This is a genomic window from Rhizobium sp. NLR10b, assembly GCF_019685435.1.
Classification (GTDB): domain Bacteria; phylum Pseudomonadota; class Alphaproteobacteria; order Rhizobiales; family Rhizobiaceae; genus Rhizobium.
The window spans coordinates 64004-83949 of the sequence record NZ_JABDWV010000014.1; the positions used below are offsets into that span (position 1 = coordinate 64004).

Annotated in this window: 13 protein-coding genes; 8 read left to right on the top strand and 5 right to left on the bottom strand. The window is 62.2% G+C overall.

Annotation, left to right across the window (positions count from 1 at the left end; genetic code table 11):
- Positions 1–10 precede the first annotated feature (10 nt).
- Both malQ and treZ read right to left on the bottom strand, forming a co-directional pair.
- Positions 11–1930 carry a 4-alpha-glucanotransferase gene (gene malQ / locus HJB91_RS22280; protein ID WP_221155902.1) on the bottom strand — a complete coding sequence of 640 codons (1920 nt, stop codon included), beginning with the start codon at positions 1928–1930 and terminating at the stop codon, positions 11–13.
- 13 nt (positions 1931–1943) lie between these two features.
- Positions 1944–3722, bottom strand: coding sequence for a malto-oligosyltrehalose trehalohydrolase (gene treZ, locus HJB91_RS22285; RefSeq protein ID WP_221155903.1), 1779 nt, complete (start codon positions 3720–3722; stop codon positions 1944–1946).
- A gap of 305 nt (positions 3723–4027) precedes the next feature.
- On the opposite strand from treZ, the gene HJB91_RS22290 reads away from it, so the two are divergent.
- Positions 4028–4627 (top strand): hypothetical protein, encoded by a 600-nt coding sequence (locus HJB91_RS22290; RefSeq protein ID WP_221155904.1) that lies wholly within the window; start codon positions 4028–4030, stop codon positions 4625–4627.
- On the opposite strand, the gene HJB91_RS22295 is transcribed toward HJB91_RS22290, so the two are convergent.
- On the bottom strand, positions 4563–6236 hold the full coding sequence (locus HJB91_RS22295; RefSeq protein ID WP_221155905.1) for a response regulator: 1674 nt from the start codon (positions 6234–6236) through the stop codon (positions 4563–4565). The two genes, HJB91_RS22290 and HJB91_RS22295, sit on opposite strands and share 65 nt — an antisense overlap.
- A 10-nt stretch (positions 6237–6246) precedes the next feature.
- Positions 6247–12546, bottom strand: coding sequence for a HAMP domain-containing protein (locus HJB91_RS22300; RefSeq protein WP_221155906.1), 6300 nt, complete (start codon positions 12544–12546; stop codon positions 6247–6249).
- 168 nt (positions 12547–12714) lie between these two features.
- Between HJB91_RS22300 and HJB91_RS22305 the strand changes: the two genes are divergently transcribed.
- The 5 genes from HJB91_RS22305 to HJB91_RS22325 all read left to right on the top strand — a co-directional run bounded on the left by HJB91_RS22305 (position 12715) and on the right by HJB91_RS22325 (position 16457).
- Positions 12715–13167 carry a hypothetical protein gene (locus tag HJB91_RS22305; protein WP_221147391.1) on the top strand — a complete coding sequence of 151 codons (453 nt, stop codon included), beginning with the start codon at positions 12715–12717 and terminating at the stop codon, positions 13165–13167.
- Between the two features lie 26 nt (positions 13168–13193).
- Positions 13194–13475 (top strand): hypothetical protein, encoded by a 282-nt coding sequence (locus HJB91_RS22310; RefSeq protein ID WP_210631840.1) that lies wholly within the window; start codon positions 13194–13196, stop codon positions 13473–13475.
- A 161-nt stretch (positions 13476–13636) separates the two neighbouring features.
- Positions 13637–14662 carry an ABC transporter substrate-binding protein gene (locus HJB91_RS22315; protein WP_221155907.1) on the top strand — a complete coding sequence of 342 codons (1026 nt, stop codon included), beginning with the start codon at positions 13637–13639 and terminating at the stop codon, positions 14660–14662.
- The gene (locus HJB91_RS22320) at positions 14659–15699 is read left to right on the top strand and encodes an iron ABC transporter permease (protein WP_221155908.1); all 1041 of its coding nucleotides are present in this window, start codon (positions 14659–14661) and stop codon (positions 15697–15699) included. Before HJB91_RS22315 ends, HJB91_RS22320 begins: the two co-directional genes overlap by 4 nt.
- Positions 15696–16457, top strand: a complete 762-nt coding sequence (locus HJB91_RS22325) for an ABC transporter ATP-binding protein (RefSeq protein ID WP_210631837.1) — start codon at positions 15696–15698, stop codon at positions 16455–16457. Before HJB91_RS22320 ends, HJB91_RS22325 begins: the two co-directional genes overlap by 4 nt.
- An 18-nt stretch (positions 16458–16475) precedes the next feature.
- Here the strand turns inward: HJB91_RS22325 and HJB91_RS22330 are convergent, their stop codons facing one another.
- Entirely contained in the window at positions 16476–16943 is a 468-nt protein-coding gene (locus tag HJB91_RS22330; protein ID WP_221155909.1) for an Lrp/AsnC family transcriptional regulator, read from the bottom strand.
- 153 nt (positions 16944–17096) lie between these two features.
- On the opposite strand from HJB91_RS22330, the gene HJB91_RS22335 reads away from it, so the two are divergent.
- Positions 17097–18275 carry an amino acid aminotransferase gene (locus HJB91_RS22335; protein WP_221147389.1) on the top strand — a complete coding sequence of 393 codons (1179 nt, stop codon included), beginning with the start codon at positions 17097–17099 and terminating at the stop codon, positions 18273–18275.
- A 25-nt stretch (positions 18276–18300) separates the two neighbouring features.
- On the top strand, positions 18301–19929 hold the full coding sequence (locus HJB91_RS22340; protein WP_221155910.1) for a thiamine pyrophosphate-dependent enzyme: 1629 nt from the start codon (positions 18301–18303) through the stop codon (positions 19927–19929).
- The last annotated feature ends 17 nt before the right edge of the window (positions 19930–19946 follow it).

A 19946-nucleotide genomic window follows, 5' to 3' on the forward strand; every position in this document is an offset into this window, starting at 1 on the left:
TCGGCGATCCTTATCCCTGTCTATTCGAAATCCGCCTGCTCCCTGATCGTTCCCTCGCCGCGTGAATTCGTGGCCTTTCTTCCCGCATCGCCGCCGTAATGCGATGCAGCAGCGGGTTCGACGCCAGCCCCTCCAGCGAAACCGACAGCTTCGGTTTCCAGTTGGGGTAGCTGTCGCTCGTGCCGGGGATGTTGGTGGGGCTTTTCTCGTCGGTCAGGTCGGCAACCCGAACCGCGACGAGAAGCGACGGAGTACGGGCGATGAAGCGGTAGGCGCTGACGGTCAATTCCCTCAAGGTCTCCCGGCTCGCCCTTGCGTTGAGACGGGCCGGCACGTCGATGCCGGCAGCGCGGAGCGCCGTCTTCAGATTTCGTCGCTCGCGTCGGCGGTGCTGAAGATGTTTTGCCGTGAGATCGGGCGGCACGATACCATGGTCGCGGCGATCCTGGATGTCGGCGCTGCGCCACCAACCGGCAAGCGTCTGATGGTCGTGCGTCGAAATGCAGGCCAGGCCGAAAACGGGATAGGCATCCGGCGGCTTGAAGCCTTTCCCGTCTTGTTCATAGGAGAGAATGCGATACGAAAGGATCTGCGCCGCCGCGAGCTCGTCAGGCAAATCCGGCGGTATCACTCCCAGCGCTTCACCGATGACGAGGCATCGATGCTCAGCGGAGGTCTCGGCCAGGATCTGTAGAAGCCGATGCTGGGGGTAGCGGACATAGGCGCCGCCATCCGGCCTGCTGCCGAGCGGCACCAGAAAGAGGCGTCGGAGCGCCGGGGCGTGATCGATCCGGATCGCACCGGCATAGCGCATGGCGGCGCTTACCATGCGCCGGTAAGGAGAATTGTCTCCCGCAGCGATCGCGGACGGCAGATATCCGGCGAGATGCCAGTCCTGCCCCTCTACCGCGAATGGATCGGGAGGGCTGCCGATGGTCGCCTTCGAGATATAGACATCCGGCTCGCTCCACATCGCCGATCCGTCGACCGCCTCGCCCACGGCAAGATCGAGATAAAGCCCGATCCGCAGGCCGGCTTCGCGCGCCCGCTCCGCCGCCTGCAGCAACTGCCGGTGGGCGAGCCACTGCAACCACATATGAAAACGGACCTCCTCCGCATGCTCACGTGCGAATTCGGCGACGGCGGCGCTGTCGAAGCGCCGGAAATCGGCCGGCCATCCCTGCCAACCGGCGCCCCTCCCACGCTCCACCATGGAAAGCGAAAGGCATTCGAAAAGCGCGTGTCGCCGCAAGCTGTCGCCGCCCTGCGCGACGAAGACATCGAAATCGACGGGATTGTAGGTTTCATCGGCGGCATCCGCTTGCAGCCAGGCGCGCCAGCGATCCCGCAGAATTCCAAGCTTGACCCTCGCAACTCCGGCATAATCGACGAGGTCGCTTCCGCGAAGTCCCTCCAATTGCCGTTCGAGTTCGGCACTACTGACAAAACCCGGCAATCGGTCGACCGCGATATAGAGCGGGTTGAGATGCTGACGGCTTGAAGGTTCATAGGGGCTGCAGCGATCGGGATCGGCAAGAAATGGTGCGTGAAGCGGATTGAGGCCGATGAAATCGGCGCCAAGCTTTCCCGCCAGGTCGGCCACATCGGACAGATCCTCGAAATCTCCGATGCCCCAGTTGCGCACCGAACGGAGTTCGTAAAGCTGCAGGCTGATACCCCAGACCCGCGTCTTGAGCAGGAAATCCGGCAGAAATGATTTGGGGATCGCCTCATCCGCCGGCCCCGACTGCCGCTGCCGTCGCAGTGGATAGATCTCGGGATGGGTGTTTCCCGATAGCTCGACTCCCAAAGCCGAGAGTATCTTGCGTTTGGTGTCGGCGGAAATTGCCACCTCGTGATCCTCGGGACTGGGCCTGGTTGGGCTGATCCCGTATCGACGGGCGAGCTTGTCGAGCTCGGCAGATTTCATCGTCCGATCGCCTTCATGCCAAGCCCTCACCTTTCGAAATGCTCCAGATCACCGTCCAGGGCGCCAGTTTGCCTCCCTCGCTGCCGCCGAGGCGGAAGATCATCTCGCCTTCGTTGCGCTGCTGGAGAAGCGGCGCCGCTTCGCTGCCGAGATTGGCATCCAGATGAAGCCGCCGATCGCCGGCCAGGGCCCAATCCACCGCAAGCGTTGAACTCGAACGATAGGCCGCGTTTCCACCGCCGGCACCTTTCAGCAGAGGTACGATCCGTTGACGTCGGAGGTCGAGAAGCGTCCTATAGAATTCAAGCATTTCTGATGAGACACTTTTCGACCAGTCGAGCTTGGCGGCCGCAAAGGTCGACGGCGCCGTCGGGTCAAGAAGCTCGTCAGCGTCGAAACCCGGCAGGCGCGAAAGCTCCTCGCGCCTGCCCTTCCTGACCTTCTCGTTCAGATACTCGTCGAAATCGCAAAAAAACGGAAAAGGCTCTCGCGCACCCCATTCCTCACCCATGAACAGCATCGGTATCTCAGGCGCCAGCAGGTAGATCGATGTGACGGCCTTGACGGCATCGGTCGGGCTCGAAGCCATGATCCGGTCCCCCAGCGCCCGATTGCCGATCTGGTCGTGATTCTGGATAAAGGACACGAAGGCGGTGGGCGGCAGGTGGCCGCTCGGCCTGCCTCGGCTTCCTCCACGATACGGCATGTGCTCGCCCTGGAACACGAATCCTTCCGTCAGCGCCCGACCGAGCTTGCCGGTGTCGCCGGCATAATCGGCATAGTAGCCGAAGGTTTCACCCGTGGCAGCAACATGCAGAACATGGTGGATATCGTCGTTCCATTGGGCCGTGAACAACCTCGCCTCGCCGTCTGCGTCACGTTCCAAAAGGTCGCTGTCATTCTCCTCGTTTTCCACGATCAGATGAACATGCCGGTCACCGGCCGCAGCCCTGACGCGGCGGGCCAGCGCGTGAAGAAGATGCTCAGAACTGTCGTCCTTGATGGCGTGGACGGCGTCGAAGCGAAAACCGTCGAGCCTGAACTCGCTGATCCAATAGATGGCGTTCTCGATGATGAATTCGCGGATCATCTCAGAGCCGTCGCCGTCGTAATTGATGCCGTGGCCCCAGGGCGTCTTGTGATGATCGGTAAAGAGCGGCGCGTAGGAGGGGATATAGTTCCCGTCGGGTCCGAAGTGGTTGTAGACTGCGTCCAGGAAGACAGAAATGCCACGTTCGTGCGCCGCATCCACCAGCGCCATAAGATCTTCCGGCCGGCCGTAACTGCTGTCGGGCGCGTAGGGAAGCACGCCGTCATAGCCCCAGTTGTAGCGACCCGGGAAGTCGCTGAGCGGCATGATCTGCAGCGCCATGACGCCCAGCTGCCGCAGATGGTCGAGACGCTCGATCGCGGCCTTGAAAGTCCCCTCTGGTGTGAAGCAGCCGACGTGCAGTTCGTAGATGACCATCTCCTCCCAGGGCCGGCCGGTCCATTCGCGCGTGCTCCAGCGATATGCAGCAAGGTCGACCACTTCGCTCGGACCATGCACATCCTGCGGTTGGAAGCGCGAGGCAGGATCGGGAATTTCGAGTCCATCCGGCAGGATAAAGCGATACTGCGTACCAGGGCCGGCATCCGCGACCGTGCACCGATGCCAGCCGTCTTCAGCCGCTTGCATCGGACGCGGATCGGTGCTTTCGATTTTCAATGAAACGCTTTCATGCAGGGGAGCCCACAGGCGAAACAGGACGCCATCTTCGGTGAACGCGGGGCCGAACATCGTTTTGGTCAAAGGAAAGCCTTCGGTGACGTGAGATGGGTTTGAGTAACTTTTGTCAGGGCAAAAAGTTTCGCCTGGGGTGGAGCGCAGCAAGCGAGCGAGACCTGATCAGCGGGCGGCGCAAGTCCGAATTTAGCCGCGACGTCATCTCGTTGATCGTGAAGGATTCACGCGGACGAAAGACTAGCTTTTCGTATTCCGTTTGCAACGCGGTTGTGATTCAACCATGCGGGGTAAAGGCCGCGATTTCAGCGCCAAACCAGTCCCAAATATGATATGCGCGTTATGTCGCGGATTAATCGAGTGTGGATGCAAAGATGACAGCAGCGCCTCACGCCTTCAGCTTTGTATCAATTTTGCTTGCAGTCTGGCTGTATACGCCTGCACTACCAGAGAGCTTTTCTATAAAGTCGCTCGATTCCGTCGCTACTAGCTGTCCAGGTTTTGGAAAAACTTCATCAGACGCGTCGCTCGTCAGGCAATGCGATGGAAACAAACGGACGTTGATGATTGCCAAGAGCTTAAATTTTGACGGCGCTTCGTATATTAGAAATCCAGACATCTACGCAAAGGAAATATTGCTGGACGTTGGTAAAACTATAAATGAAGAATTAAACATCAAAAATCGACACTTAATATTCTGCAATCCGTCTATAGATACTCTCGGAAGATGCAAAACAGTCTATCTCCTGGGCGGCGCCAGGAGTTTTGAGGAGGCAGCTTTGGCCATCAATCCAAAGGACAGTAAAATTGACAGCTTTTCGTATTTTCTGATCCTCTCCTGGGAGCGAGGCAATGGAACTGATCCTGCTCCAACCAGTCAAGCTCTCCCCAGCCGCCGCGCCTCGATCATCATGCCGCCGCGACCTTGTCCCTCAGCGCCTCGTCCATGGCCGCCTGGAGTTGCTCTTGCGTGAACGGCTTCGCCATCCTGAGCATGCGGCCGAGCCCCTGATCCTCGGCAAGCTCGACATAACCTGAAGCGAGGATCACGGGCAGGTTGGGGAAGGCTGAACGAAGGTGGCGCGCGAGCTCGGCGCCGGTCATCCCCGGCATGGCATGATCGGTGATGACGAGATCACACTCCTGTCCGCCGGCGAGGAATTCCAGGGCCTGGGTAGCGGAAGCCGCCTCCCGCGGCAGATGTCCGAGATCCTCCAGCATTGCCACGGTTCCGGCCCTGACGAGCGCGTCGTCGTCGACGACGAGGATGGCAAGCGATCGCGAGACCGGCTTCAAGGGTTCCGCGGCCGCAGGCACGACCGCCGGCTCCTCCTTGGCAATGCTCTGCGCAACGGGCAGCCAGAGCGAGACAGTTGTGCCCTTCCCTCTTGTGCTCGAAATCTGGATGGAACCGCCCGATTGCGCCGCCAGGCCGTGCACCATCGATAGGCCAAGACCAGTGCCTTTGCCGATTCCTTTCGTGGTGAAGAATGGCTCGGCGGCGCGCAGGACCGTCGCCTCGTCCATCCCTTCGCCGTCATCCGAGACCGATATCTTGATGTAGTTTCCGCCTGCAAGACCGGCGGGCCGGTCTTGCTCCGCCGCCGCGGCGACCGTCACCGCACCGCCACTTTCAAGCGCATCCCGCGCATTGACGAAGAGATTTAGCAGGGCCAGTTCCAACTGGTTGCTGTCCACCAGAAGCGGCTCCAGATCCGCCGGTATGCGCTTTCGGATCTCGACGCGCGGTCCAACCGCCTTTGCGAGCAGATCCTCGACGTTTTCGAACAGCCGGAGGAAGTCGACCGCCTGTGGCTTCAGCTCCTGTCGGCGGGCGAAGGCGAGCAGACGCTGGGTGAGCGCCGTACCGCGTTCGGCCGCCTGGATGGCGTTCGTCACCAGGCGTTCGCTGCGCTCATCGGCCGGAAGCCGCTTCTTGAGCAGACTGAGGCTGCCGAGCACCGCCATGAGAAGATTATTGAAATCGTGCGCCACGCCGCCTGTCAGGTGGCCGATCGTATCGAGCTTCTGCGCCTCGAACAGCTGCGCCAGCGCCTCCTCGCGTTCGCGCGTCCTTTGGTCGATGCGGTGTTCGAGTTCCTCGTTCAGCTGACGCAATTGCGCGGCCGAGGCCTCGAGCTCGGCGGTGCGCTGGTGCACCCTGGCCTCCAGTTCGGCATTCAGGCGCTCGAGTTCCCGTGTCTTCCGGTAGAGATCGGCAAAGACTCTGACCTTTGCCCTCAGCACCTCGGGCACGATCGGGACCGAGACATAGTCGACGGCGCCGACCGCGTAGCCGCGCAGCCGGTCAGGTTCGGCCAGCATCACGGCCGAGACGAAGATGATCGGCGTGTTCTGATAGCGCGGGTGCTGACGGATCATTCCGACGAGTTCGAAACCGTCCTGCTCGGGCATGCAGACGTCGACGAGGATCACGGCGATCTCGGTGCGCAACAGGTGCTCGAATGCTTCGCGCGCCGACTGCGCCTTGATCAGGTTTTCCTCGAGCTCTTCGAGAATCACCTCATAGCTCAGAAGCTTTGCAGGCTGATCGTCGACGAGGAGGATATTGACGGGGCTCATGACCGGATCCTCAGCGGTGCAGCCACATGCGCAGAGCCGACAGCAGCTGCTCTGTGTTGACGGGCTTCGCCAGGTAGTCCGAGGCGCCGGCTTCCAGGCATTTTTCCCGGTCGCCCTTCATCGCCTTGGCCGTCAGCGCCAGGATCGGCAGCCGCCGGAAGCGGGGCTCAGATCGGATCACCTGCATTGTTTCATAGCCATCCATCCCCGGCATCATGATGTCCATCAGCACGATCGCGACGGAAGGCTCATTGTTGATGACGTCGATCGCCTCGCTGCCCGTCGTCGCCGTCAGCACCTTCATGCCGCGACGTTCGAGAACGCTGCTCAGCGCGAAGATGTTGCGCGCATCGTCATCGACGAGCAGCACGGTCTCGCCCACCAGATCCTCGTCCGAGCTGTGCAGCTCCTGCAGCGTCGCTTGTTTTGCGGCCGGCAGGTCGGCGACGACGCGGTGCAGGAAGAGCGCAGTCTCGTCGAGCAGGCGCTCGGGCGACTCGACGCCCTTCACCACGACGCTGCGGGCCATGCTGTGCAGCATCGCGTCTTCGTCAGGCGAAAGCTCCCGGCCGGTGAAGACGACCACCGGGACTTCGGCGATCCCGTCGTCGTCGCGGATTTGCTCCAGCACTTCGAAGCCGGACATGTCAGGCAGCGTAAGGTCAAGCACGACGCAGTCGGCAGAGCCTTGCCGGAGAACGGCGAGCGCCTCCGAGCCGGAGCCGACGCTTGTTATGTCGATGTCGTCGTGCCCGAGAAGGGCGGTGACGCTCACGCGCTCGGCCTCGTTGTCTTCCACCAGCAGCAACTGCTTGCGGCGCGGCTCGGCATAGGCCTTCAGCCGCGACAGTGCCTTGCCGAGGCCTTCCGGGGTCGTCGGCTTGCTCATGAAGGCGAAGGCGCCGCGGGTCAACCCGTGCTGGCGGTCCTCGTCGAGGCTGATGATCTGCACCGGAATGTGTCGCGTCTGGGAATTCTGTTTGAGCTGGCTCAGCACCGTCCAGCCCAGCATATCAGGGAGGAAAATATCGAGCGAGATCGCCAACGGTCTGTATTCCTGGGCGAGAACAAGCGCGTCGCTGCCGCGCATCGCGACCAGCACCTTGAAACCGTTGTCGCGGGCGAGATCGACGAGGACGCGGGCATAATGCGCATCGTCTTCGACGACGAGCAGCACGGAGTCGCCGGGCTCGATCCGGTGACGGTCGTCCGCGACATGTTCGACCGGTTTGTCAGCCCGACGGGCAGCCGCCTCGGCGAACTCGACGACGTTCGCCGCTGCCGGAGTGGACTTCGGCGCCACCGCGCCGGCGCCGACATAGGTGAGCGGCAGGTAAAGCACGAAGGTGCTGCCGACGCCGGGCGTGCTGCGCAGCTGGATCTCGCCGCCGAGCAGGTTCGCCAGTTCGCGGCTGATCGCCAGGCCAAGTCCGGTGCCGCCATATTTGCGGCTGGTCGACGCATCCGCCTGCTGGAACGCCTCGAAGATGATTCGCTGCTTCTCCGGCGGTATGCCGATGCCGGTATCGACCACTTCGAAGGCAATGACCGAAGGCGCGTGCCGCAGAGAAGGATGCTCCGGTGACCAGCCGCTCGTCGCCGATGCGACGCGAAGCGTCACGCCGCCCTGCGCGGTGAACTTGAAGGCGTTCGAGAGCAGGTTCTTGAGGATCTGCTGCAGCCGCTTCGAGTCGGTGATGATGCTCTTTGTCACATCGGCGCCGACCTCGACCGCGAAGGAGAGGTTGCGGTTTTCCGCCTCGTGGCGGAACGGCCGCGCCATCACCTCCAGCAGGTTGCTGACGAAGATCTCCTCGGCATCGACCGAGACCGTGCCGGACTCGATCTTCGAGAGGTCGAGAATGTCGCTGATGAGGTTGAGCAGATCGGTGCCGGCGCCGTGGATCGTCTTTGCGAATTCGACCTGCTTGACCGACAGATTGCCGTCCGGGTTTTCTCCGAGCTGCTGGCCGAGGATGAGGATCGAATTCAAAGGTGTGCGCAGCTCATGCGACATGTTGGCGAGGAATTCGGATTTGTATTTGGAGGTGAGTGCAAGCTCCGTCGCCTTTTCCTCGAGCGCGCGTCTCGCCTGCTCGATTTCCTGGTTCTTCGCTTCGACTTCGACGTTGCGTTCCTCCAGCTGTTGCGCCTTCTGGCCGAGCTGTTCGTTGGTCTGCTGCAACTCGCGCTGCTGCGTCTGCAGTTCGGCGGCAAGCTGCTGCGACTGCTTGAGGAGTCCTTCGGTTTGCATCGTCGCTTCGATCGAGTTGAGAACGATGCCGATCGAGGTCGTCAGCTGGTCGAGGAAGGAAAGCTGCAGCTCGGTGAATTCACCGGCGGAGGCAAGCTCGATCACCGCCTTCACCTGCCCCTCGAAATGCACCGGCAGGACAATGGCGCTTCGCGGCAGCGTCGTGAACACGCCCGAACTGATGGGAACGACGTTGTCGGGAAGATCGGTGACGAGGATGCGGCGGGCATCGCTGGCGCATTGCCCGACGAGGCCCTGGCCGAAATCGAGCCGCGGCGGATGCGCCGCTTCGACGCCCTGCGCATAGACCGACAGCAGCGACAGAAACGCCTGCTCTTCGTCGGCATCCACCTGATAGATGACACCCTGATGCGCGCCAACCAGCGGCGCGAGCTCGGAGAGCATCATCTTGCCGACCAGCGTCAGGTCGCGCTGCCCCTGCAGCATGTTGGTGAAGCGCGCCAGGTTGGTCTTCAGCCAGTCCTGCTCGGTGTTGCGCTCCGTCGTCAGGCGCAGGTTGTCGATCATCGTGTTGATGTTGTCCTTGAGCTCGGCCACTTCGCCGCGTGCATCGACCTTGATCGAGCGCGTCAGGTCGCCCTTGGTGACGGCGGTGGCGACCTCGGCGATGGCGCGCACCTGGGTCGTGAGGTTCGCGGCAAGCAGGTTGACGTTACCGGTCAGGTCCTTCCACGTTCCCGCGGTACCGGGGACATTCGCCTGGCCGCCGAGGCGGCCCTCGACGCCGACTTCACGCGCCACCGTCGTCACCTGATCGGCGAAGGTCGCGAGCGTATTGGTCATGTTGTTGATGGTTTCGGCAAGCGCCGCCACCTCGCCCTTGGAGGCGACGGTGAGGTTCTGCTTGAGGTCGCCGTTGGCGACCGCCGTCACCACCTTGACGATGCCGCGCACCTGTTCGGTCAAGTTGGCTGCCATGACGTTGACGGTGTCGGTCAAATCCTTCCAGGTGCCGGCCACACCCGGCACCTGCGCCTGGCCGCCGAGCTTGCCTTCGGTGCCGACCTCGCGCGCCACGCGCGTCACTTCGCCGGCAAAGGCGTTGAGCTGGTCCACCATCGTGTTGATAGTGTTCTTCAGTTCGAGGATTTCGCCCTTCACGTCGACGGTGATCTTGCGCGACAGGTCGCCGCGCGCCACTGCGGTCGTGACTTCGGCGATGTTGCGCACCTGGGTCGTCAGGTTGGCGGCGAGCAGGTTGACGTTATCGGTCAGGTCCTTCCAGGTGCCGGCCACGCCGGGAACGACGGCCTGGCCGCCGAGCCGGCCGTCGGTGCCGACTTCGCGGGCGACGCGCGTCACTTCGCCGGCGAAGGAGCGAAGCTGGTCGACCATGGTGTTCAAGGTATCCTTGAGGAGCAGGATTTCGCCGCGCACGTCGACGGTAATCTTGCGCGACAGGTCGCCATTGGCGATCGCGGTCGCCACCTCGGCGATGTTGCGCACCTGCGCCGTCAGGTTGCCGGCCATGGAGTTGACGCTGTCCGTCAGGTCCTTCCAGGTGCCGGCGACGCCGGAGACCTGCGCCTGGCCGCCGAGTTTGCCTTCGGTGCCGACTTCGCGGGCGACGCGGGTCACTTCGCCGGCGAAAGCGTTGAGCTGGTCCACCATCGTATTGATGGTGTTCTTGAGTTCGAGGATTTCCCCCTTCACGTCGACGGTGATCTTGCGCGAGAGGTCGCCGCGCGCCACGGCGGTGGTGACTTCGGCGATGTTGCGCACCTGGCCTGTCAGGTTGGAGGCCATGGAGTTGACGTTTTCGGTGAGGTCCTTCCAGGTACCGGCCACGCCAGGCACCTGAGCCTGGCCGCCGAGCTTGCCTTCGGTGCCGACTTCGCGGGCGACACGAGTCACTTCCGAGGCGAAGCGGTTCAGCTGGTCCACCATGGTGTTCAGCGTTTCCTTGAGCTCGAGGATTTCGCCCGAGACCGACACGGTGATCTTTTTCGACAGGTCACCATTGGCGATCGCTGTGGAGACTTCGGCAATGTTGCGCACCTGCGCCGTCAAATTGCCGGCCATGGAGTTGACGCTGTCGGTCAGGTCCTTCCAGGTACCGGCGACTCCGAGCACGTTCGCCTGGCCGCCGAGCCGACCTTCCGTGCCGACCTCGCGCGCCACGCGCGTCACCTCGCCGGCAAAACCGTTCAACTGATCAACCATCGTGTTGATGGTCTCCTTCAGCTCGAGGATTTCGCCCGAAACCGGAACGGTGATCTTCTTGGAAAGGTCGCCCTGGGCGACGGCGGTCGCGACTTCTGCGATGTTGCGCACCTGGCCGGTCAGGTTCGAGGCCATGGAATTGACGCTATCGGTCAGGTCCTTCCAGGTGCCCGCGACGCCGCGCACGTTCGCCTGGCCGCCGAGCCGGCCTTCCGTGCCGACCTCGCGCGCCACGCGCGTCACTTCCGAAGCGAAGGCGTTCAGCTGGTCCACCATCGTATTGATGGTTTCCTTGAGTTCGAGGATTTCACCCTTCACGTCGACGGTGATCTTCTTCGACAGGTCGCCGTTAGCGATCGCAGTCGAGACTTCGGCGATATTGCGCACCTGCGCCGTCAGGTTGCCGCCCATCGAGTTGACGTTTTCGGTCAGGTCCTTCCAGGTGCCGGCGACGCCACGCACGTTCGCCTGGCCGCCGAGCCGGCCTTCCGTGCCGACTTCGCGCGCCACACGGGTCACTTCCGAGGCAAAGGCGTTCAGCTGGTCGACCATCGTGTTGATGGTCTCCTTCAGTTCGAGGATTTCGCCCGACACTGTCACCGTAATCTTCTTCGACAGGTCGCCATTGGCGATGGCTGTGGAGACTTCGGCGATATTGCGCACCTGCGCCGTCAGGTTCGAGGCCATCGAATTGACGTTGTCAGTCAGATCCTTCCAGGTGCCGGCGACGCCGGGCACCTGCGCCTGGCCGCCGAGGCGGCCCTCGGTGCCGACTTCGCGCGCCACGCGCGTCACCTCGCCGGCAAAGCCGTTCAGCTGATCGACCATCGTATTGATGGTTTCCTTCAGTTCAAGGATTTCGCCCGAGACGTCGACCGTGATCTTGCGCGAGAGGTCGCCGCGCGCAACCGCCGTCGTCACCTGCGCGATGTTGCGCACCTGGGCAGTCAGGTTGCCGCACATGGCGTTGACCGAGTCGGTCAGGTCCTTCCAGGTGCCGGCGACGCCAGGCACCAGCGCCTGGCCGCCGAGCTTGCCTTCGGTGCCGACCTCGCGGGCGACGCGCGTCACTTCGGAAGCGAAGGAGCGCAGCTGGTCGACCATGGTGTTGATCGCTTCCTTCAACTGCAGGATCTCGCCGCGCACGTCGACAGTGATCTTCTTGGAAAGGTCGCCGTTGGCAACGGCGATGGTCACTTCCGCGATATTGCGCACCTGCGCCGTCAGGTTCGACGCCATCGAGTTGACGCTTTCGGTCAGGTCCTTCCAGACGCCGGTCACTTCAGGCACCTGCGCCTGCCCGCCAAGTTTGCCGTCGGTGCCCACTTCGCGGGCAACGCGCGTCACCTCCGAGGTAAAGACGCTGAGCTGCTTGATCATCGTGTTGACGATATCGGCCGAGCGCAGGAATTCGCCCTTGAGCGCCCGCCCGTCGACATCGAGCGGCACGGTCTGCAGCAGATCGCCCTTGGCGACCGCGGTGATCGTGCGGGTGACGGCCGTCGTCGGCCAGAGGAGATCCTCGATGAGACCATTGATCGAGCCTTCCATCTCGGACCATGAACCATCCGACAGGCCGAAGCGCACGCGCGTGCTCGTCCGCCCGTCGCGGCCGACCACCTGGCCGACATGTTCGAGCTGCTTTGCCATGCGCTGGTTGGCGGCGATGATATCGTTCAGCGCATCAGCGACCTTGCCGGTAACACCGGTCAGGTCGGAGCGCATCCGTACGGAAAAATCGCCGCGCCGGACCGCGACAAGCACCTCCAGAAGCGCGCTGGCATCGTCAAACGCCATGCTTTTATGGTCACGTCCGTTGAGGCTCTCTGCCGCAATGCTATCGGCCGAATATTCACTGGTCTGCTTGCTCACGGAATCCCCCTTATTCGACAGAAGGTAACTAGTGCTCGGCTGGAAAAAGGGTATGGGTGTGCGGCAGGGTTGCAGAGATAGGCCTAACCCATCGTCAACGCCCAAACTTTGCCTGCGCGGGAACAGTTTCCCGCCGCCCGTCGTTTCCGCCCTGACAAGGAGAGCGACATGTCGAACGTCTCAAGGACAGGCAAAGACGAGATCAACAACGCGACCAGCCCGACAACATTCGGGCGCTCGGTCGAGAGTCAGGCGCAGATGCAGGATGCCGCCGCGGAGGCATCGCCAGAGGCCGGCGGCGAGGTGCTCAACATCTATCGGCTGGAACCGATTGCGAAACCCGATGATCCCAGATGGGGCAATGCCACCAATCACGGCACGATCGTCGTGGCCGCCCGAACGCCAGGCGATGCCAGGATCGTCGCGGCCGCACGAGAACTCGATTTCATGGAAGTCGATGCGGCGCCCGCCGAGGACGTCACGACCGCCAATGCTAGCGCCTTTCGCGACGATAAACTCTACACCGTGATAGAGATCGATCGGAACAGACATGATATAAAGCGCGGTATACTCGAGGGTACGGTCTCGGTCGAAACAATCCGGCCCGTCGAGCCAGACTAGGATCCTTTCTTCACCTGGGAGTTCTCATGAATACCGCCAATCTGCAGCTCAAAGGCCTGATCATGGCGATGGCCTCGATATTCGACGCCATCGTGGAAAAGGAACTGCTCACGCGCGGCGAGATCGACGCCGCGCTCTCGAAAGCTCAAAAGGCGATTGAGGAAGACGATGACCACGAGCTGTCCGGCGCCAACTTGGCGGCAATCCTATTTCCGATCCGCGTACTGCAGCTTGCCGGCGAAGCCGGCGGAAAAGGCGAAGGCGCCACTTTTTCGGACTATGCCAAGCTTGTGGGCAAGCTCAGCTGATCATGTTCGAAGGCTTTTCGCTCGACACCGGCGAGCACTGTTCCGGCGGCAATGTTCAGTGCCGTCGATTTTTGCGATAAGTTGATCTTTTTTGTCTTGTTTTCCGATCGTTCCTGTGGCTATACCCCGGCCGCATATATTCACGCACCGGGATTTTCTTCGTGACCAGCCTCAAATCACCTCTGGCCGCCTGCGGCCTCTCCGCCCTGATCGGCCTTGCCGCAGCCCCGTCATTCGCCGGTTCGACAACCTACCCGCTGACGCTCGAAAACTGCGGCGCGCAGGTGACCTTCAAGAAAGCGCCCGAGCGGGCGATCGGGCTTGGGCAGAACAGCGCGGAAATCCTGCTGCTGCTCGGCCTCCAGGACAAGATGGTCGGCACCGCCTTCTGGCCGAGCAAGGTCCTGCCGCAACTCGCCGAAGCCAATGCCAAGGTCAAGCTCCTCACCGTGGAGATGCCGACCTTCGAATCCATGCTTGCCGAAAATCCCGATTTCGTGGCCGTCGCCCTGCCGAGCCTCGTCGGCCCGAACAGCAAGATCGCCAAGCGCGAGGATTTCGACAAGGTCGGCGTTTCAACCTATCTCTCGCCGAGCACCTGCCTCAGCACCAAGAATGTCAAGGACCAGTACGGCAGCCGCGGCGAGCCATGGAACATGGATCTGCTCTACAGGGAGATCGACGAACTCTCGCAGATTTTCGATGTCGCCGATCGCGGCCAGGCGCTGATCGCCGATTTCAAGGCGCGTGAAGCCAAGCTCCGCGGCAGCGTTGCCAAGGACGGCCAGAACCTCTCCTACGTTTTCTGGTTCTCCAGCCCCAGCCCCTCGGCCGATGCCTATGTCGGCGGCAAGTACAGCGCTTCCGGCTTCATCGCCGACCTGCTTGGCGGCCACAATGCGATCACCGCGGACGCCGAATGGCCGACCGTCGGCTGGGAAGGCATCATCGCCTCCAATCCCGCCGTCATCGTCGTCGCCAGCCTCGACCGCAACCGCTGGGAGCTCGACAAGCCCGAGGCCAAGATCAACTTCCTGAACACCGATCCGGCCGTCAGCCAGATCCCGGCCGTCAAGAACAAGGCTCTCGTCGTGATGGACGGCCAGGCGATGAATCCGACCATCCGCACGATCTACGGCGCCGAGCAGGTTGCCGAGCAATTGAAGGCCCTTGGTCTGCTGAAGTGACCAACGCAGGCCGTCTCTTCCGGCGGCTGGGAGCGGTCACCGCACTGCTGCTCGCTTCCCTCTGCCTCATCGCTGTCGCCATTGGCGTCAGCGTCGGGATCGGCGACCTGCCGATCCCGCTTGCGACCACTTTTTCGGCCGTCACCAACCGGCTCGGCTGGACCGCGGTCGAGCTGAACCGCATCCATGAGACCGTCATCTGGGACTATCGGCTCAGCCGCGCGCTCGTCGCCGCCTTCTGCGGCGCGGGGCTGGCGCTGTCGGGCGCCATCATGCAGTCGCTGCTGCGCAATCCGCTGGCCGAACCCTATGTGCTCGGTATCTCCGCCGGAGCCTCCACCGGCGCCGTCGCGATCGTCATCTTGGGCGTCGGCGCGGGCGCTGTATCGCTCTCGGCAGGCGCCTTCGCCGGCGCCTTCGCGGCCTTCTTCTTCGTGGCGCTGCTGTCGAACGGCACGCGCGGCGGCGCGGACCGCACCATCCTTGCCGGTGTCGCCGCATCGCAGCTCTTCAACGCCTCCACCTCCTATATCGTCACCACCTCGGCCAACGCGCAACAGGCCCGCGACGTCATGTTCTGGCTGCTCGGCAGCTTCAGCGGCGTGCGCTGGCCGGAATTCGCGCTGGTCTCGATCCTCGTCGGTTTCGGCCTCGCCGCCTGTCTGCTCTACGCCCGCGTGCTCGACGCCTTCGCTTTCGGCGACGAAGCGGCGTCCTCGCTCGGCGTCAATGTCAGCCGCGCCAGAATGGCGCTCTTCGCGCTGACCGCGATGATGACGGCGACGATCGTCAGCATGGTCGGCTCGATCGGGTTCGTCGGCCTCGTCGTGCCGCATGTCGCCCGCTTCGTCGTCGGGCCGCTGCATATCCGTCTCCTGCCGGCCTGCGCCATCGCGGGAGCGATCTTCATGGTGCTCGCAGACATTGCCGCGCGCGCCCTCATTCCCAACCAGATCCTGCCGATTGGCGTCGTCACGGCGCTGGTGGGCGTGCCCTTCTTCTCAATCATCCTCTACCGGTTCCAGCGCGCGCCATGAGCATCAAGGCTGACAACCTCACCTGGAAAATTGGCAGGAAGACCATTCTGGACGGTGTTTCCATGGAGGCGCAGCCCGGCCGGATGCTCGGCCTGCTCGGGCCAAACGGCTCGGGCAAGACCTCGCTGCTGCGGCTTCTCGCCGGCCTGAAGCGGCCGCATTCGGGTCGCGTCATCCTCGCCGGTAGCGATATCGGTACCATCAGCCGCCGGTCGATCGCCCGGCGCATCGCCTTCGTCGAGCAGCACGCGACGACGAACGCCAACCTCAAGGTCGTCGACGTCGTCAAGCTCGGCCGCTTCCCGCACCGGTCGATGTTCTCGGGCTGGACGAGAGCCGACGAAGAGGCGGTCGAGGCCGCACTCGCACGCGCCGGCATGGCCGAAAAGCGCGACGAGCGCTGGCAGAGCCTGTCGGGCGGCGAAAAGCAGCGCACCCATATCGCCAGGGCGCTTGCCCAATCGCCGCAGGAGCTGATCCTCGACGAACCGACAAATCATCTCGACATTCAGCACCAGATCGGCCTAATGCGGCTCGTTTCCGGCCTGCCGATCACCAGCATCGTCGCGCTGCACGATCTCAACCATGCCGCCATGTTCTGCGATGAGCTTATTATCATGCAGCAGGGCAGGATCGTCGCCTCCGGCGCGCCAGAGGACGTGTTGAGCGAGAAACTGCTGCGCGAAGTCTTTTCGGTCGAAGCCCGCATCGAAGCTTCACCCCATCATTCGCGCCCGCATATCCATTATCTCAGGTGAAAGCGGCCGGAGCCGCCCTCACATCACGATCTGCAGCGGCAGAGCGGTCGTTTTTTTGATCGTCTTCAGGACGATGCTCGATTTCACCGACGCCAGATTGTCGGTGACCCGGATCATTCTTTCGAGAAACTGGCTGAGATGGTCGAGGTCGCGCGTCATGACCTTCATCAGAAAGTCGGCGTCACCCGTCTGCGAATAACATTCCAGGATCTCCGGCGCAGTCTCGATGAAACGATGGAGCCGCTCGTTTCCGCCTTCTGTATGCGCGCGAAGGCTGACGAGCGTATGCGCGACGACGGTGAAACCCAGCTTCACCGGATTGAGGATGGCGACGACGCTCTGAATATATTGCTCGTTGCGCAGCCTTTCCAAACGGCGGGCGCATTGGGTCGCCGAGAGATTGACCTTCTGAGAGAGTTCGCTCTGCGTCAGTTCGCTGTTCTGCTGGAGAGCGGCGAGCAGTTTGATATCAAATGGGTCCAGCATGGTCATCGGCCTCGATTGCGGTGAGTTTCTGCGTATTATACCGATATGACGCAGATTATCTGCACAGTTACGCTTAAACAGGAAGATAATCGCAGAAATTCGTCGCGATTGTTCCGTTAATCTTCGGCCTCTGACATGCAAGTGGAGGTGACAGTGTTTGACCAACTGAACAGCCGGCCGGCCGATAGCCTGCTCGCGCTCATCAAAGCCTTCCAGGCCGACGATCGTCCCGGAAAGATCGACCTCGGCGTCGGCGTCTATCGCGATGCCATGGGACGCACGCCCGTCATGCGGGCCGTCAAGGCGGCGGAGCAGTTTCTCCTGGAGACCCAGGACAGCAAGAAATATCTCGGCCCCGAGGGTGATCTGCAATTCGTGCGCCTGCTTGAGCCGATCATCTTCGGCAACTCGCCGAAATTCGCCCAACGGCTCGCCGGCATTCAGACGCCGGGCGGCAGCGGCGCGCTCCGTCTCGGCGCGGAACTCATCCAAACGGCAAATCCATCGGCAAAGGTTCTCTTGGGAACGCCGAGCTGGCCTAACCATGCACCGATCTTCGCTTCGGCACGCTTGGACGTAAAGGAATATGCCTTCGTCGACCTGACGTCACAGCAGGTGACGTTCGAAAGCGTGGTCTCCGCTTTGTCTTCCGCCGGGGAAGGCGACGTCGTGCTGCTTCACGGTTGCTGCCATAATCCCACGGGTATCGATTTTACCGTGGAACAGTGGCGAGAGATTACCCAACTTCTCGTTGCGCACAGGCTCGTGCCCTTCATCGATCTTGCCTATCAGGGGCTCGGCGACGGTCTTGAACAAGATGCAGCACCGACGCGCATAATCCTCGATGCGGTCGAGGAAGCGCTGATCGCCTATTCCTGCGACAAGAACTTCGGCCTCTATCGCGAACGCGTCGGCGCGCTGTATGTCGTGGCTCGCCATGCCGATGACGCCAGAAAGGCGGAAAGCAACATGGCGGCGCTTGCCCGCGTCAACTGGTCCATGCCGCCGGATCATGGGGCCGCCATCGTCAGGGCCATTCTCGAAAACCCGGAAATGACGGCAATGTGGCGCGCCGAACTCGAAGAGATGTGCGAGCGCATCAACGGCAATCGCGCGGCGCTGGCTGCTGCCTCGCCCGAACTGGCTTTCATCAGCCGTCAGCGCGGCCTGTTTTCCAATCTCTCCATGCGCAAGGAAACGGCGGTCGCGCTCAGGGCAAACCACGGCATCTACATGGCGGATTCCGGGCGCATGAACCTTGCCGGCATGCAGCCCGCCGATGCCGGCGCCATCGTCGCGGCGCTCCGGGCCGAAGGCTGCCTGAAATCATAACCGATCGCACCATTGGAGCCTTTGAATGAACAGGAAAGAAACGACCGGCCAGGCGATCACCCGATCGCTTGTCGCCCATGGGATCGATACAGTCTTCGGCATCCCCGGCGCCCACATGTACGATTTCAACGATGCCCTCTACGACGCCGGCGACAAGATCCGGTTCATCCACACCCGGCATGAACAGGGCGCGGCCTACATGGCCTACGGCTATGCCAAATCCACCGGCAGGATCGGCGCCTATACCGTCGTGCCCGGCCCGGGCGTTCTCAATTCGGGCGCCGCCCTCTGCACCGCTTACGGCGCCAACGCGCCGGTGCTCTGCATCACCGGCAACATCATGTCGCACCTCATCGGCCGAGGCAGAGGACAGCTGCACGAACTGCCGGATCAGCTTGCGACGATGCGCGGGATTACCAAGGCGGCAGAACGCATCAACCATCAGTCCGAAGCCGGCCCGGTCATGGCGGCGGTCGTCGGCAAGATGCTCTCCGGCCGCCAAGGCCCGGGAGCGGTCGAAGCCCCTTGGGACGTGTTCGGACAATCCGGCCCTGAAATCGACATTCCCGTTGGCGCGAGAGCGCCTCATCCAACCGTCGATCCCGATCAGATCGCGGCCGCGGCAGCACTGATATCAAGCGCAAGCAATCCGATGATCATGGTCGGCGGCGGCGCGGCGGATGCCGGCGCGGAGATCGCCGCGTTAGCGGAATTGCTGCAGGCGCCGGTGACATCGCATCGCTCCGGCAAGGGCATCGTGCCCGACGACCATCCGAACTATCTGAATTTCGTGGCCGCCTATGAATACTGGAAGAAGGTCGACGTGCTGATCGGGATCGGCAGCAGGCTCGAATTGCAGTTCATGCGCTGGAAGTGGCTTCCCAAGGGGCTCAAGATCATCCGCATCGATATCGATCCGACCGAGATGGTCCGGCTCAAGCCGGATGTCGGCATCGTCTCGGACGCCAAGGATGGGGCCCAGGCTCTTACCGACGCGCTGGCGGGGTACTTCCGAGGGGATCGCAGGCACAAATTTGCCAAACTCAATGAAGAAGCAAGATCTCGTTTCTCGGCGGTGCAGCCACAGCTTGGCTATCTCGAAGCCATTCGCGAGGCCCTGCCGAAAGACGGCTTCTTCGTCGAGGAAATCAGCCAGACTGGCTTTGCCGCCCGCTTTGCCTTCCCGACCTACGGCCCTCGCCAATACGTGACATGCGGCTATCAGGACAATCTCGGTTTCGGCTTCAACACCGCCTTGGGCGTGAAAGTCGCCCATCCCGATAAGGCAGTGGTCTCCGTTTCGGGCGATGGCGGCTTCATGTTCGGCGTCCAGGAACTTGCCACAGCCGTCCAGCACAAGATCGCCGTCGTCGCCATCGTCTTCAACAATTCAGCCTACGGCAATGTGCTGCGCGACCAGAGGCAGATCTACAAGGGCCGCACTCTCGGCTCGGATCTGACCAATCCCGATTTCGTCGTCCTTGGCGAGAGCTTCGGCATCCGATCCTTCCGGGCGACAAGCCCCGGCGAATTGAGAGAGGTGCTGGAGAAGGCACTCGCACTCGACGAGCCCGTTCTCATCGAAGTTCCGGTTGGAAGGGGATCTGAGGCGAGTCCCTGGCCTTTCATTCATCCGGCTCCGCATGCCGAATGACCGCAAGGGGCCGAGAC